The organism is Dehalococcoidia bacterium (assembly GCA_035310145.1).
Lineage (GTDB): Bacteria > Chloroflexota > Dehalococcoidia > CAUJGQ01 > CAUJGQ01 > CALFMN01.
In genome coordinates, this window is record DATGEL010000055.1 from 1 (window position 1) to 15,229 (window position 15,229).

General features: G+C 70.5%; 12 protein-coding genes and 1 riboswitch. Of the genes, 8 read left to right on the forward strand and 4 right to left on the reverse strand.

Annotated features, from left to right (window positions below; genetic code table 11):
* On the forward strand, positions 1-121 hold a 121-nt coding region (locus VKV26_11465), incomplete at its 5' end, for an IS5/IS1182 family transposase (GenBank protein ID HLZ70508.1).
* A gap of 15 nt (positions 122-136) precedes the next feature.
* Here the strand turns inward: VKV26_11465 and VKV26_11470 are convergent.
* Together VKV26_11470 and VKV26_11475 are read right to left on the reverse strand one after the other, a co-directional pair.
* Complete coding sequence (locus VKV26_11470; protein HLZ70509.1) at positions 137-988, reverse strand: intradiol ring-cleavage dioxygenase; 852 nt, start codon at positions 986-988, stop codon at positions 137-139.
* Positions 989-1,212: 224 nt separating this feature from the next.
* On the reverse strand, positions 1,213-2,283 hold the full coding sequence (locus tag VKV26_11475) for a hypothetical protein (protein HLZ70510.1): 1,071 nt from the start codon (positions 2,281-2,283) through the stop codon (positions 1,213-1,215).
* A gap of 319 nt (positions 2,284-2,602) precedes the next feature.
* On the opposite strand from VKV26_11475, the gene VKV26_11480 reads away from it, so the two are divergent.
* The gene (locus VKV26_11480) at positions 2,603-4,129 is read left to right on the forward strand and encodes a GMC family oxidoreductase N-terminal domain-containing protein (GenBank protein ID HLZ70511.1); all 1,527 of its coding nucleotides are present in this window, start codon (positions 2,603-2,605) and stop codon (positions 4,127-4,129) included.
* Between the two features lie 179 nt (positions 4,130-4,308).
* Here the strand turns inward: VKV26_11480 and VKV26_11485 are convergent, their stop codons facing one another.
* Positions 4,309-5,037, reverse strand: coding sequence for a hypothetical protein (locus VKV26_11485; protein HLZ70512.1), 729 nt, complete (start codon positions 5,035-5,037; stop codon positions 4,309-4,311).
* Between the two features lie 116 nt (positions 5,038-5,153).
* Between VKV26_11485 and VKV26_11490 the strand changes: the two genes are divergently transcribed.
* Both VKV26_11490 and VKV26_11495 read left to right on the forward strand, forming a co-directional pair.
* Positions 5,154-5,312 (forward strand): hypothetical protein, encoded by a 159-nt coding sequence (locus tag VKV26_11490; protein ID HLZ70513.1) that lies wholly within the window; start codon positions 5,154-5,156, stop codon positions 5,310-5,312.
* Positions 5,313-5,424: 112 nt separating this feature from the next.
* On the forward strand, positions 5,425-5,892 hold the full coding sequence (locus VKV26_11495; protein ID HLZ70514.1) for an SRPBCC family protein: 468 nt from the start codon (positions 5,425-5,427) through the stop codon (positions 5,890-5,892).
* Here the strand turns inward: VKV26_11495 and VKV26_11500 are convergent.
* Positions 5,799-6,122, reverse strand: a complete 324-nt coding sequence (locus VKV26_11500; protein HLZ70515.1) for a cupin domain-containing protein — start codon at positions 6,120-6,122, stop codon at positions 5,799-5,801. The genes VKV26_11495 and VKV26_11500 overlap by 94 nt on opposite strands.
* 610 nt (positions 6,123-6,732) lie before the next feature.
* On the opposite strand from VKV26_11500, the gene VKV26_11505 reads away from it, so the two are divergent.
* The 4 genes from VKV26_11505 (at position 6,733) to VKV26_11520 (ending at position 15,216) form a co-directional block, all read left to right on the forward strand.
* A complete protein-coding gene (locus VKV26_11505) occupies positions 6,733-8,283 on the forward strand; it encodes a hypothetical protein (GenBank protein ID HLZ70516.1) in 1,551 nt (516 codons plus the stop codon).
* Between the two features lie 49 nt (positions 8,284-8,332).
* The gene (locus tag VKV26_11510; protein ID HLZ70517.1) at positions 8,333-9,850 is read left to right on the forward strand and encodes a hypothetical protein; all 1,518 of its coding nucleotides are present in this window, start codon (positions 8,333-8,335) and stop codon (positions 9,848-9,850) included.
* 93 nt (positions 9,851-9,943) lie between these two features.
* The gene (locus VKV26_11515; protein HLZ70518.1) at positions 9,944-14,188 is read left to right on the forward strand and encodes an IPT/TIG domain-containing protein; all 4,245 of its coding nucleotides are present in this window, start codon (positions 9,944-9,946) and stop codon (positions 14,186-14,188) included.
* A gap of 250 nt (positions 14,189-14,438) precedes the next feature.
* A riboswitch (cyclic di-GMP riboswitch) is annotated at positions 14,439-14,540 on the forward strand.
* A gap of 106 nt (positions 14,541-14,646) precedes the next feature.
* On the forward strand, positions 14,647-15,216 hold the full coding sequence (locus tag VKV26_11520; GenBank protein HLZ70519.1) for a CAP domain-containing protein: 570 nt from the start codon (positions 14,647-14,649) through the stop codon (positions 15,214-15,216).
* Positions 15,217-15,229: the final 13 nt, after the last annotated feature.

Here is a 15,229-nt window from a genome sequence, read left to right on the forward strand (position 1 = left end):
GGAGTGCTGCCACAACCGGCTGAAGCAGTTCCGCGCCCTGGCCACCCGCTACGACAAGCGAGGCTGGAACTACCGCGCCATGGTGGTGATTGCCGCATTACTGCTGTGGCTCCCCAAGTGATTCACCAGACACGCCCTAGAAGCGGGGCCGCGGCGGCCCGCCGCCCGCACTGCCCGCACCAGAAGAAGACGGGGCGCTCAGGTCGACGCCGACCTGGAAGGTCGCGCGGTAGCCCGCGCCGTCCTCCATCGGTTGCAGGTCGAGCACGAGCTGATCGCCGCCGCCGCGGTAGATGCCGTCGTCGCTGTTGCGGGTGTCGCGCGTGCCCTTCGCCGCGTAGGGCGGCTGCGCGTGGACCGTATCCGTGAGCGCGTCGTCGTAGTAGAGCTGCGAGGTGAACTCGTAGCCCGTGGCCGCGTCTGGGTGGGTGCGCACTTTGAAATGCGTGTGTACGGCACGGCCGCGGTACCAGCCGGGATAGATGCTGACGAACTGCACGGCGCCGTTCGCGTCCGTCGTCTGCGCGCCGCGCAAAAACTTCTGGCCCACGGTGCTGAAGCCGGGGTCGCTCACGTCCGAGTAGACGCCGAGCGCGTCGCACTGCCAGATGTCCACGACGGCGCCGGCAAGCGGACCGCAGCCGTTGGCATCGACCTGCGAGACGACGAGCTGCAGGTAGAGCGGCACGCCGTCCTTGACCTGGCCCGTGGCCGGGTCGGAGCGGATGTCGGAGCGGTTGAGCTGCTCGTCCACGAAGTACGGCCCTTCCGTCTCCTGCGGCGTCACCACGCAGGCCGGCGCCGCCTGCTGCGTGCCTGCCACGCTCGCGGGCGCGGCACGGCCGCTCGCGGGCTGCAGCAGCCTGCGCGCGAGCGGCGCCAGCACCAGCAGGGGCGTGAGCGCCAGCCCACCGCGCAGCAGCGTGCGCCGGTTGGTGCGCCGCCCGCTCTGCGAGTGCTCCGAGCCGAACGGTTGCGGCAGTGTCATGGCCTGTTCCTCCCGGTTGCGCGGCCTTCGCGGCGCCTCGCCCCCGGCCGCTGAGCCAAGGCTAGCGGCGGCGCATGAAAACGCGATTGGACCCGCGTGTGAAGGCGCACATGCCGGCGACCGCGAGCACGCGGGCGCCGGCAACGATACGCTCACGCACGAACGGCCCCGGCGCTCGCGTGGGCGCCGGGGCCGGATCCTCGTCGGCGGGCGTCGGCGCCGGTTCAGCGGCCCTGCATGCGGTTGTAGATGATGCCGGCGTAGGCGATCGGGTTGAGCAGCGAGCCGGTCGGCGTGAAGTCGAGCGTCGAGACCTGCGCCACGGTGAGGCCGCGACGGAGGATCTCAGTGTAGCTGTCGAACTGCACGCCGTGCGAGTTGGTGAGCAGGTAGTAGGAGGCAGCGTCTTCGTCGCCCAACCCCCTGGCGCCCTCATTGACGACGTTGCCGGCGGTGAGCGTGGTGCCGCTGTAGTCCGGGTTGAGCGCGTCGGCGGCGGCGGCCATAAAGCCCTGGTGCGCCAGCGCGGGCGTCGGATAGGTTTGCAGCACGTCGACAACCAGCAGCCGCGGGCTGCGGTCATTTTGATCGATCCAGTACCCCACGTAGCCGACGGAGCCACCGCGCAGCGAGAGACGCAGATTGAGCTGACTGTTGCCGCTGGTGTAGCCGGGCAGATCGCTCTGCTGCAGCGCCACGCTCTGCAGGCCGGTGATCGTGGTCAGGTCGGGGCCGCTTGAAGCAGAGGCCGGCGCGGGCGTGGGTGCGGCCGCGGCGGCGGGCGTCGCGGCCGGCGTGGCTGTGACGCAGGCGCCGGGCGTGAGCGTGACGTTGCCTGCGCCCATCACCCAGGCGCCCTGGCCCACGCCGAGCGAGGTCGCCTCGACGTAGCCGCCGCTGGGTGTGTAGGCCAGCACGCTGTCGGCGCCGCTGACCGAGACGATGCAATCCGAGGTGGGGTTACCGACCATCGCCCAGGCGCCGGGTGTCAGCGTCACGCTGTACCCATTGCGGCTGCTGGGCGAGCTGACGCTGCCGCCGCCGGCAAAGAAGGCCCAGTAGCCCCAGCCGGCCTTGAGCGGACTGCCGGCGGGGAAGCTCTGGTAGGTCGTGTCGCCCGGCTGCAGCGAATAGATCAGCCCGCTGGCGCCGTTCAGCGTCGCGCCGTCGGCGCCGGCCACCAGGTTCCAGCCGGCAGGCAGCGTGGCGGCGCGGGCGGGCGCGGCGGGGTAGAAGCCGAGCAGCGCGAGGCCAGTAGCGGCGCTCACCGCGAGCAGCAGGATCCGTCTCTTCATGCGGGGCGCTCCTTCTCGGTGCCCGGCACCGAAACGTTTGCTGCAAATCTGTATCGCTGATTGTTGTCGAACTGTCAAGTATCTCAGTGGGAATGTTTGCGGCCGCCTATCCCTGGTTCCGCAAGCGAAACCTGTCCCTTTCCCACGAGGAAAGGGTTATCAGAGGGCTACCGGACCTTCTCGAACCGCGCCCTTCCCGCGTCGGGAAGGGACATCCGAGCGCCTGCAGGAGGGAGGGATAGGCGGGCTTGCGCTACGCCGGCAGGCCCGCCACTCTGTCTTCGGCCGTGGCGCGATCGCGCCGGCGCTGGGAGGCACCATGCAGTACGACCAGGTCATCATCGGCGCCGGCTCCGCGGGGGCCGTGCTGGCGGCCCGCCTCTCGGAGAACCCGGACTGCGCCGTGCTGTTGCTGGAAGCCGGGCCGGACTACCCCGACCTGGAGCAACTGCCGCAAGACCTGACGGACGGCCTCACCGCCTCCACCGAGGCGCACGACTGGCACTGGCAGGGCAACGCCGTGCCGGGCCGCGCCGTGCCCTACCCGCGCGGCAAAGTCGTGGGCGGCTCCTCCGCCGTCAACGGTGTCGTCGCCATCCGCGGCACGCCCGAGGACTACGATGGCTGGGCCGCCGCCGGCAACGACGAGTGGGCGTGGGAGCGCTGCCTGCCCTATTTCCGCCGGCTGGAGGACGACCGCGACCACGGCGGCGATTACCACGGCCAGGGCGGGCCGATCCCGATCGTGCGCTGGCGCCACGACGAGCTGACGCCGCTGCAACGCGCCTTCTTCGACGCCTGCCGCGCGGCGGGCTACCCGGAATCGACCGACCACAACGTGCCGGACGCCACGGGCGTCGGCTCCTGGGCGATGAACCGCACGGGCACGCTGCGCGTCTCTACCGCGATCGGCTATCTGCAACCGGCGCGGCCGCGGCTGAACCTGACGATCCGGGCGCACTGCCACGTCAACCGCGTGCTGTTCGAGGGGCAGCGCGCCGTGGGCGTGGAGGTCGAGCACGGCGGCAGCGTGCAGACGGTCTACGGGCGCGAGATCGTGCTGGCGGCGGGGGCGCTGCACAGCCCGCCGATCCTGCTGCGCTCCGGCGTGGGGCCGCGGCGGCAGCTTGAAGCGTTCGGCATTCCCCTCGTGCGCGATCTGCCCGGTGTGGGCGAAAACCTGAAAGACCACCCTTCCGTCACGCTGCTGGCGACGCCGCGCGCCGGCGTCTCGGCCGCGGCCGACCCGCTGCAGCAGATCGGCCTGCGCTACACCGCCGCCGGCAGCGACCGGGCGAACGACATGCAGATGTACATCTGGAGCTACCACGCCGAGCGCTCGCCGCAGTTGCGCTTCGCCGTGGCCGGCATCGACGCGCTGTTCGCCCTCTGCCCGACCTTGCAGCGGCCGCGATCGCTGGGGCATCTGCGGCTGGCGAGCGCCGATCCGCGGACGCAGCCGCTGATTGAGCTGAACCTGCTCGACGACGAGGAGGACATGGCGCGCATGCTGGACGGCGTGCGCCGCGCCTGGGCGCTGCTCACGTCTGACCCGATCGCGGCGCTGACCGAGCGGATCCTGCGTCCCGACGCCGCCACCGTTGCGGACGACGAGCGGCTGCGCGCCTACCTGCGGGAGAACGTCAGCCACCTGGTCCACCCCGTCGGCACCTGCAAGATGGGCGCCGCGGAAGACCCGCTGGCGGTGGTCGATCAGCAAGGCCGCGTGCACGGGCTGGAAGGGCTGCGCGTGGTAGACGCCTCGATCATGCCCGATCTGCCGCGGGCCAACACCAACCTGACCACGATCATGATCGGCGAACGCGTGGCGGAGTGGCTGCGGTAAGTGCGGCCCTCAACCTCACCCCCGTGATCTTCCACTGGTCCTTCTCCCAATACTGGAGAGAAGGAGAGGGACGATCCGGAGGAGGAAGTTCCGGAATGGCGCTGGGTTAGCGCATTCGTGCAGGGGCGCGTGGCGGGCGGCCGTCGCGCTCGCAGGCGCGAGGGACGGGGCCGGGGCCATCAGCCGCGCGGCCGGCCCCGCGCGAGGTGCAGTGTGAGGCCGCCGAGCAGGAGCAAGACGCCACCCACGGCAAGGCCGAGTTCGACCAGCGAGAGATCGTCGCCGTTCACGGGGAGCTGAGCGGGTGAGCGCGCCAGCGCCGTCGCCGCAGATATGGGTGCGGCCGCGACCGGGCGCGGCGCAGCGGCGACTGCAGGAGCAGACGTGGCCGCGCTGACGCTGGCCGCCGGCACGGCAGGGGCGCGGGTGGCGGCTGCCGTAGGCGGTGTCGTGGCGACGGCGGATGCGGCCGCTGCCCTGCCGCTGGGTGTGCCGCTGGCGGCGGCAACCGGCACTGAGGACGCGGACGGCGAACCGGCGAACGCCGCCAGCGTTGCAGCAGCGGCGGTGCCCTGCGTTTGGCGCACCACGGCACGGTTGCCGGCGCTGCCTCCGGGCAGGCCCGCGCCCCGCACGACGAACACGATGGCTACCAGCGAGACGACCGCGAGCAGCGCCGCGCCGATCAGCGCCGGGCGCAGGCCGCCGCCCTGCAGCCAGGTCCAGAGCGCGGCCAGCCGCCCGCGCGGCGCACCCGCGGGCGCCATGAGCGGAGCGGCGGCGGCGGCGGCGCGAATGCGCGATTCGATGCCGGCCCAGGCGCCCGCGGGCGGGGTTGCCAACGGCAGCGCATGCGGCAGCAGACCGGCGGCCGCGCCGTACTCGGCCAGCAGGCGGCGGCTGAGCACGGTTCAGCCAGCCGGCACAATCTCCGTGGCTGTCACCATTCTGTCATCGGCCGATGGTACGTTCCCGGCGCTGCAGTGGTGGGTAGCCGGGCAGACACGCTGCACTCGGTGCGGATATGCCGCGCTTCTCCTCGCGCACTCGGCGGCACCGGCCGCCGGAGCCGGCCGATGGCTGGTACAGCCTGCATGGCCGTGCCGCGGCGCTGGCGCTGATCGCCGTGCTCGCGCTCGCAGCCTTGCTGGTGCTGCTGGTGGTCTTGTTGCCCGTGTTATGAACGCGGGCAGCGGGCAAAACGGCGCAGCGGCATCGGTTCGCCGCTCAGCCGCCGGCGCCGCGCCCGCCGTATGCTGAGCTGCACACAGCTTCGCCGCGAGGAGGCACGGCCGGTGCCCGCCAATGAGTATCGCTTCATCACGCGCTGGCGCCTGACGGGCGCGATCGAGGAGGTCGCCGCGATCCTGGGCGACCCGCTGGACCTGCCGCGCTGGTGGCCCGCGGTCTACCTGGCCGTGCACGAGCTGGCGCCGGGCGATGCGCGGGGCCTTGGCCGCGTGGTCGACCTCCACACCAGGGGCTGGCTGCCCTACACGCTGCGCTGGCGATTCCAGGTAACGGAGCTCGACCCGCCGCGCCGTATCGCCCTCGACGCGAGCGGTGATTTCGTCGGCCGCGGCGTCTGGACGCTGGAGCAGGACGGAGAGACGGCGTCGCGGCGACTGAAGGGGACGCCGAAGCAGCGCATTCCCCGATTCCCTATTCCCTACCCGCCGGCGTGCGCGGGCGCGAAGACGACGAGCAACGCCAGTTCCTCGCTGATCGCCAGGAAGCGGTGCTCCACCCGCGCGGCCACGTAGATTGTGTCGCCGGGGCCGATCGGGCACTCTTCGCCGGCCACACGCACGCGGGCGCGGCCGCGCAGCACGTGATAGATCTCGTCCTCGGCGTGCGGCTGCTGGGGATCCTCGGCGCCGGCGGGCAGCACGTAGAGGCCGGCGCTCAGCGCCGGCACGCGCAGAAACTCGTGATAGAGACGGCCGCCCTGCCGCTGCGCGGCGTCCAGCTCCTCCGGGGGAAAGACCTCCACGGCTTCGCTCCTCGTGCCGCCGGCTTGCGGGCCGGGGCAGCTTGCAGTATCGCACGCGGCCATAGACGCCAGGGAAACGGTGGCAGTCAGGTTACAACTCGCTCCGATAGCTACAGAATTGACCGAAACTCCGTGCAAGATCCTTTACACGATGCCGTAACATCGAATTCGGTTCAGCGTTATAAACATGCCGAGCGCGCGCGTTCGGCGCCGCAGCCGCGAGCGCCGCTCGCCAGCGTCGCTCCGCGTCTGCTCAGCCTAGCCGGAAAGAGGCTTCGCGCCGTGCTTCTGCACGGCGCCCTGTCCCCGCGTAGCCGACCGGCAGAGAGCAATAGGCACGGCGCCGCCGTACCTCTTCGCCTCTGACGGCGAAGAGATCGGAGGCGATGCCGGCCTCACGCCCCTCACAATCCGCGGCTGGTCCCCGCAGGTGCCTGCGCTATCCGGCGCCCGTTCATGCGCGCCCTGCCTGGCCATCTCCTGCGACGCTGTTCAGGCAGCGTGGGCGCTGTCCTTGCCCGTGCCGCGACGGCGCGGGAGCCAGCGTGTTCGGCGCCAGCTGGATCCGCACCAGACATGCACACGGCATACACGCACAGGGAGAACCTCCATGAGACGCCTGTTCCTCGTCTGTGCGGCGCTCGCGCTCGTCTTCATGGCGCTGCCGCTGATCGCCGCCGACTCCCCTGCACGGGCGCAAACCCAGCCCACGGCGACTCCTCCACCTCCCACCACACCCGATCAGGAAGCGCTGCGGCAGCAGCTAGGCGGCTTCCTCAGCGGCCTGCAAGATGTCATCAATACCATGAAAGCGAACCCCGCCACGGCGCAGGCGCTGGTGGCCACGGGCAGCGACCCGAGCGGCCAGCTCACCGCCGCGCAGCAGCAGGTGCCGCAGCTCACCTCCACCGACCTGGCGGCGCTGCAGACGGCGGTTTCACAGAACCCAAACTGGCAGCAGATCCCAGGAGAGCTGAAGGCCGCCGTCAGCGTCGGCGGCCACGCCGGCGCGCTGCCGGCGCTGGGCGTGCCTGGGCTGCGCACGCTCGCCACGCGCGCGCCGGCGCCCGCCTCCGGGCCCTCTGTGCAGCGGTCGCGGTTCCTCGCCTTCGTGCGCAGCTACAACGGTGCGCCCGCGCCGGCCAACCGCGGGAGCGCGCTCGATGCCTTCAACCCGTTCCACCCCAACGCCGCGCCGACCACGCTGGACGACACGCAGGGCACCTTCGTCGACAGCTGCGAGAGTAGCACCGGCGGCACGGCGCCCAACTTCAAGGCCAGCGAGCTGTTCAACGACGCGTTCATCGCCAACCAGGTGCAGAGCGCGATCCAGGCGATCATGCTGGCCACACCGGGCGTGTTCGCCGCCTTCATCGGGGTGGACGTGCCCACCGGCGTGAAGATCGCCGAGGCCGCGGCCTGGGGCGTCGCCAACGTCGCCTTCCTCGTGCTCTCGCAGCTCGACGCGATCGCGCTCGACTGCGCCCAGAATTACTTCCAGGGGATTCAGACCGCCACCTTCCCCACCGATCCGAACAACAGCAGCAGTGTCGTGGCCGGTTCGTCGGAACAGAGCGTGCTGGACCTGATCAACAAGGCCACCGGCACGCAGCAACAGATCACCAACGTGCAGAAGACGACCGACACGATCGAGAACTGCCAGATCCAGGGCAAGACCAGCGGTGCGCCGCAGGCGGGACCGAACTGCGCGCCGGGCTTGCTCGCGCAGGCTGACACGCTGAACAGCACACTGACCACGGACAACAGCCAGGTCGACGAGATCCAGGACGACACGCAGGTCACGCAGACCTACGTCAACGCGCTGGACAACACCGAAAACACGATCCTGACCAAGGCGAAGCAGGCGATCACCAACCTGAACGCCTTCCAGACGCTCCAGGTGCAGATGGAGATCGAGGCGAACCTGAGCCTGCACGGCAACAACCCGATCGGGCTGTTCGAGACGCCGAAGGCCCAGGGCGGCTACCTGGAGATCGTGCACGACATCGTCAAGACCGAGATCCAGAACGAGATCGCCACGGGCAAGGGCGTGTTCAACGCGCAGTCCTATCTCGCGCAGGGCGAGGCGGCGTTCGCCGCGGGCCAGTTCAAGACCGCGTACAGCGACTACGCCAAGGCCTATCAAGATGCCACGAAGTAATACGCGACGCTTCGACGAGCAGGTCACCCGCGTGATCAGGAGAACAGCCATGAGACGCTGGTTGGTTATCGTCGCGGCCGTCGCGCTGATCGGTGCCGCGCTGCCGCTGATCGCGGCCGATTCGCCCGCGGCGCAGGGCGCCGGTCCGAACGCCACGCCGCAGGCCGGGCGTGGCAACGGCAACAACGCCTCACCGCCGACGAACGGCGACGACGAAAACTTCCGCAAAGACCTGAAGACCTACTTCGCCGGCATGCAGGACGTCCTCAACGCCCTGCAACAGAACCCGAACACGAGCCACCACCTGGGCAAGAACACGGTGCATGACCCCGGCTCGGCGATTAAAGTCGCGCAGCAGCACGTCGACACGCTCAATGCGAACGAGCTGCGCGAGTTGGAGAAGCGCTACGGCACGAACCCGGCCTGGCGCGACCAGCCGGCCAAGCTGAAGGCGTTGATCGACAGCGTCGGACCGGGCAACGGCGCCCGACCCGGCGGCGGGCGGCGCAGCAGCGCGCTCCCGGGCAATGCGGGAGGCGGCGGCAACACCCTGGCCAGCGCCATCCCCGACTACTCGATGCCCGCCTCGCTGACCGCGCTGTTTGGCTCGTTGAGCGGCACGCCGCTGCGGGCCGATGCGCTGGCGGTGGAAGACGCGCTGGCGGTGACGCCGGCTGCCGGCTTCCCCGAGCCGTACCTGGCCCCGGACTGCAACAGCCCCGGCAATGCGAAGACCCTGTTCTACGCCTACTGGGCTGCGGCCGACGCGGCTGCCATCGCCAATGCCGTCGCCTCCGGCGCGCCGGACGGCGCCGACTTCGCCGCGGTGACGATCATTGCCGGCGCGGCCTTCGGCGTGGCGAACGGTATCGCGATCGAGCTGCAGAAGGAGCTGACCTTCGCCACCGACTGCATCACCTTCGCCTTCAACCAGCAGTTGGTCAGCACCTTCCCGCAGGACCCGAACAACCCGGGCAGCTTCATTCCGGCGTCCTCGCAGATCAGCGTGAACGCGCTCGCCGCGCTCTCCGGCCAGATTCAGACGATCCTCAACAACGTGCAGACCGACGTGAACCTGATCACCCAGGACCTGGCGAGCCTGATCATCAAGCTCGGCACCGCGCAGGGCACGGCGACGCAGATCCACAACACGGCCACCACGCTGCAGGGGCAGACCGACACGCTGCAGAGCACCGTCGGCCAGCCCAACGACAACACCGACAACACCTCCAACGGCCTGGCGAACGACATCAACGGGCACATGGACACGTTGCTCGGCAACATCTCCGCCTTCCAGGCGCTGAGCATCCAGATGGAGATCGAGCGCAACATGGCCGTCTCCTCGCAGCCGTCGCTGGCGATCTTCGCCCTGCCGGCAGCGAAGGGCGGCTATCTGGAAACGGCGCGCGCGATCGTGGCCGGCACCATCGCCAACCTCCAGGCGGCCGGCCAGGGTGTCGGCAACGCGCAGCAGTTCCTGGCGCAGGGCAACGCGGCAGCCGCCGGCGGCCAGTTCGAGACCGCGTACGAGGACTACGCCATGGCGTATCAGACGGCGGTGCAGTAGGCGCCGTGCCGGCCGCTTTTCGGTCATGGTCGGCGGGCGGCGGGAGGGTACTACACATCCCGCCGCCCCCGAACCGGCAAAAGCGAGGATCGCGTGAGACACGAAAGAGAACGCACCCGCGGGGGGCGCGCCTGGCACGGCCGCTCCCGCTTCCTGCTGCTCGGCGCCCTGGCGCTCGCCGCGCTCACGCTGGCGCGCCCCGGCGGCCAGGCCGCCGCGGCCTGCAGCGTGAGCGTCAGCGGCATCAGCCCGGCGATCTCCTTTCAACCGGATACACCCGCGGCGACGATTACGGGCAGCTGCTTCCACAACAACGGCGACATTACCAGCGTGACCTTCGGCAGCACGGCCGCGGCGTTCAGCGTCACGGACGACGGCCACCTCGCCGTCACGGTGCCAGCGGGCACGACGGCGGGCGCGGTCACGGTCACGGCGTCGAACGGCTCCTCCTCGGGGACGACGAGCTACACCTACGCGCCGCTGCCGAGCGCCACGGGCATCACCCCGGCGCTGGTCTTCAACGACGTGGGCACGGCGGTGACGGTCAGCGGCTCCGGCTTCGCGCCGAGCACCGGCACGACCGCCCTCTCGATCAACGGCGGCGCCGTCTCCACGGGCACGATCACCAATACGTCGATCGCGGCGACGGCGCCGGCGGCGAACCTCACCGGCAACGTGCCGGTCAGCGCCGCCGTCACGCTCACGGGCGACACGCGGTCGGCGGACGTGCCCGGCGGCCTGACCTACGTCGCACATCCGGCCGTCAGCGGCGTGGTGCCGTCGAGCGGCCCGGAGAAGGGCGGCACCAACGTCCAGATCAGCGGCAGCGGCCTGAACCCGCCCGCCGGCGCGACCACCACGGTGAACTTCGGCACGCACGCGGCCGCGAGCGTCACCCCCGTCTCGGACACCGAGATCGACGCCGTCTCGCCGTCTGTGCCCGCGGCTACCGGCACGGTGGACGTGACCGTCACGGTCACGCTGCCGGGCGGCGCCTCCGAGACGAGCGCGACGAGCACGGCGGACCAGTTCACCTTCGTGCCGGCGCCGATCGTGACCAGCGTCACGCCGAGCACGGCGCCGCCCGGCTCGAACACGGATGTGACGATCGGCGGCCAGAACTTCCAGGACGGCGCGATCGTGCTGTTCGGCCCCTCCGATGGCTCAAACGGCTCGCCGAGCAACCCCTTCCCCAACGACCTTTCGGCCACGGCGGTCGATGTCCTGGGCGGCACGAGCATCCTGGCGATCACGCCGGCCGGCCCGCCGGGCGCCACGAACGTTGTCGTGATCAATCCCGACGGCCAGTTCGGCGTGCTCAAGTCCGGCGACGCCAACCACTTCGCCTTCACCGGATCGCCGCCGACGCTGGCCGCGACGCCGATCAGCCCGACCAGCGGCGGCACGCTGGGCGGCACAAGCGTGACGATCACGGGCGCCGGCTTCCAGTCGGGCGCAACTGTGACCTTCATCTTCCCCAGCCCGACGAGCGACCCCGGCGCCCGCGGCACGGCCACGAGCGTGAACGGTGCCGGCACGGCGATCACGACCACGACGCCGATCCACACGGCCGGCGCGGTGAACGTCGTCGTGACCAACCCCGACGGCGGCAGCGTCACGGCCGCGAGCGGCTTCACCTTCACCAACTCGGCGGCGCCGACGATCGCCTCGCCGCTCAGCCCGGCCACGGGCAGCTCGACCGGCGGCACACAGGTGACGATCACCGGCACGGGCTTCGCGCCCGGCGCCGCGGTGACCTTCGGCGGCACGCAGGCGGCCTTCGCGACCGTCTCCGGCTCGACGAAGATCATCGTCAACACGCCCGCCCATGCGGCCGGCGCGGCCGACGTCTTCGTGACCAACCCGGACGGGCAGAACTCGAACACGCTGAGCGGCGCCTTCACCTACACCGCCGGCCCGGCGCCCACGCTGACCGGCTTCGCCGGCGGCAGCGCCACCAGCGGTCCGACCACGGGCGGCACACCGGTGCAGCTCAGCGGCAGCGGCTTCGTCGCCGGCGCGCATGTGACCTTCGGCGGCACGGCCGGCAGCAGTGCCAGCGTCAACGGCACCGGCACGCTGATCACCGTGACCACGCCGCCCCACGCGGCCGGTGCGGTCGACGTGATCGTGGTCAACCCGGACGGCCAGAGCTCAGGCACGCTGAGCGGTGGCTTTACCTACACGGCGCTGGCCGCGATCTCGCTCACGAAGCTCGACGTGACCACGGGCAGCACGCTGGGCAACACCGCGGTGAAGCTGACCGGCGCCGGCTTCGCGCCGGGCGCCAGCGTGGTGTTCGGCAGCACCGTCGCACCGGCGGCCTCGACTTCGGTGCCGAGCAGCACGGAGATCGACACGCTCACGCCGGCCGGTGTCTACGGCCTGGTGAGCGTCACCGTGATCAACCCGGACGACACGAGCGGGAGCCCCGACCGCGCCACGCTCGCCAACGCCTTCAACTTCACGCCAGCGCCGGCGCCGATGATCATGAGCATCAACCCGACGAGCGGCGCGAAGGGCACGGTGATCACGATCACCGGCACGGGCTTCGCCTTCGACAACCCGGCGAAGCTGGCCGACGGCACCGCCGATCCGTATGCCGGGGCGAACTCGACCGGCAACGCCTTCGTGACGATCGGCGGCGTGGCGCTGCAGCCGCTGCCGCCGGTAAGCCCGGCGATCGTCTCACCGCCGATCATCCAGAGCGCCACCACGATCAAGGGCGTCGTGCCGTCGCTGCCGGGAGGCCCGGCGGACATCACGATTACGAACCCCGACCACCAGGGCGTGATCCTGAAGGGCGCCGCCGATGCCAACGGTCCCGGCTTCTTCTACCCGACGGACACTACGCCGCCGGCCACCACGGCCACGGCGTCAGCGCCGCCCGGCTACAGCTTCGGCACCTGGACCAACAAGAACGTGATCGTCGCGCTCAACGCCACGGACAACCCCGGCGGCTCGGGCGTCAAGCAGATTACGATCAGCGCCGCGCCGGCCGGCGGCGGGCCGGGACAAACCATCCCGACGTCGACCACGCCGGTCAGCAGCACCACGGTGAACATCACCGTCGATGGCAAGACGAACCTGAACTTCTTCGCCACCGATAACGCCGGCAACGTCGAGGACAAGACGCAGCCGGGTAACACGGTGGCGATCTGGCTGGACAAGACGCCGCCGGTGATCGCGACGAGCGCGACGATTCCGAACGGCAGCGGCACCCAGCCGTACAACTTCGGGCAACCGACCAACCAGGACGTGACCGTCACGTTCAGCTGCACCGACGGCGGCTCGGGCGTGAACACGCTGAGCTTCAGCACGGCCTCGTCGACCACGACGAGCGGCACGAACCCGCTGGCGGTGACGGTGAACAGCCCCGGCAGCAACCAGTCGGTGACGGCCACCTGCACGGACGTGGCCGGGAACAGCGCCAGCTCGACCTTCAGCGGCATCAACATCAACAAGAGCGCGCCGGTGATCACGGCGTCGGCCACGGCCGGCGGCCAGCCGTACACGCCGGGCACCTGGACCGACCAGGCGGTGACGGTGACGTTCAGCTGTACGCCGATCGCCGGCGGCACGCAGATCGCCTTCGTCACGCAGCCGATCCTGATCAACACGGAGGTGCATAACGACCAGGTGAGCGGCAACTGCACGGACGCCGCCGGCAACGGCGCGACGATCACGTTCCCGCCCGACCCGGCGAACGGCATCGACATCGACATGACGCTGCCCAGGGCCTCGGCCTCGGCAACGACGACGGACAACAACGGCCACACCGTGCCCTACACCGCCGGCGCCTGGACCAACCACGACGTGGTCGTGACGTTCAGCTGCCAGGACCAGGGCGCGGTGCAGTCGGGCGTGCCGCCGGTGGTCACCGACGAGCAGGCCTTCCTCAGCCCGCCGGTGACGGTCAGCGCGCAGGGCACGACGAGCTCGGTGACGGGCAACTGCAGCGACGCCGCCGGCAACGAGGCGAACCCGCCGGCCTTCTTCGGGCCGATCCTGATCGACAAGGCGCCGCCCGTGTGCAGCGTGGTCGTGAATCCGAACCCGATCGGACCGGCCAACGGCAAGCTGGTGAGCGTCGTGGCCACGGTCACAGTCACCGATCAGTCGGGCCTCTCCGGGCCGAACGGCTTCCAGCTCGTCTCCGTGGCGAGCAACAACCCGGCCACGGCCGGCAGCGACATCGTCGGCTTCGCGCCGGGCTCGGCGGATACGACGGGCCAGCTGCGGGCCACGAAGGGCCGGAGCTACACGCTGACCTATAAGCCGTTCGACGTGGCCGGCAACGTCGGCGCCACCTGCAGCGTGCAGGTGACGGTCAAATGAGCGGCGGCTGAGCCGCCTCGCGTTGGCCAGCGCGGACGGCACGGCAGCAGGCGAGGGCGCAGCCGGACCCTCCGGCTGCGCCCTTGCCGCCGGCAGCGGCAGGAGGCCGCGGCAACGTTACTGAAGCGTTACCACGGCTGTGCAAAGACATTGCTTCACAGCCACGATATTGATATAAGCCGGTGGTAGAGCGCCGCCGCGGCCCGGCGAGGCCGCGGCGATCGCCTTCCGAGTCTGATCCGGTTCGCACGCTGGACAAAGGCAAACCCGGCGAAAGGCGGGGGCGCAAAGTCTCGGGCCTACCTTCGCGTACGGGCGCGCCCGGCGCGGACACGGCAGCCGGACCGCCGCAAGCCACTGCGAAGACGTTCCCGCACCGGGGACCGCGCTTCGAGCGGCCATCGCCTCGGTGTTCTCTCGTCGCCGCCGGGCGGCGATCGGAGAAAGGAACGTCTACGGTGACACCCAGCAGCACCTTCATCCGCACGTCGCGCAAGGCGCTCGCCATGGCGCTCGGCGCCACCCTGCTCGCCGCCGCGCTGCCCGCTGGCCTGCGCAGCACGGCGCCCGTCCACGCGGACGGCGCCACGGTCAACTGCGACGTGCCGGACAGCCAGCTCCAGATCGACCCCGAGGAGCAGGCGCTGCTCGATATGCTGAACGCCTACCGGGCGCAGTACGGGCTCGGTCCGCTGCAGTTCGATCCGCCGCTGCAGCGCGCGGCGGCATGGAAGGCCATGGATATGGCCAACAACCGCTACACCGCGCACGACGACAGCTTCCGCACCTGGGACCAGCGCTTTCGCGACTGCGGCTACACGGCGCCCTACGCCTTTATGGCGGAAAACATCTCCGGCGGCTTCGCCACGGCGGTGGAGACGCTGAACCAGTGGGAACACTCGCCGGTGCACAACGCGAACCTGCTGGACCCGAACATGAACTACGTCGGCCTGGTGCGCTACCAGCCGACCAACCCCAACGCCCCGTACGGCTGGTACTGGGTGCTGGAGCTGGGCAGCGACGCCTGAGGGCCCTGTCTCG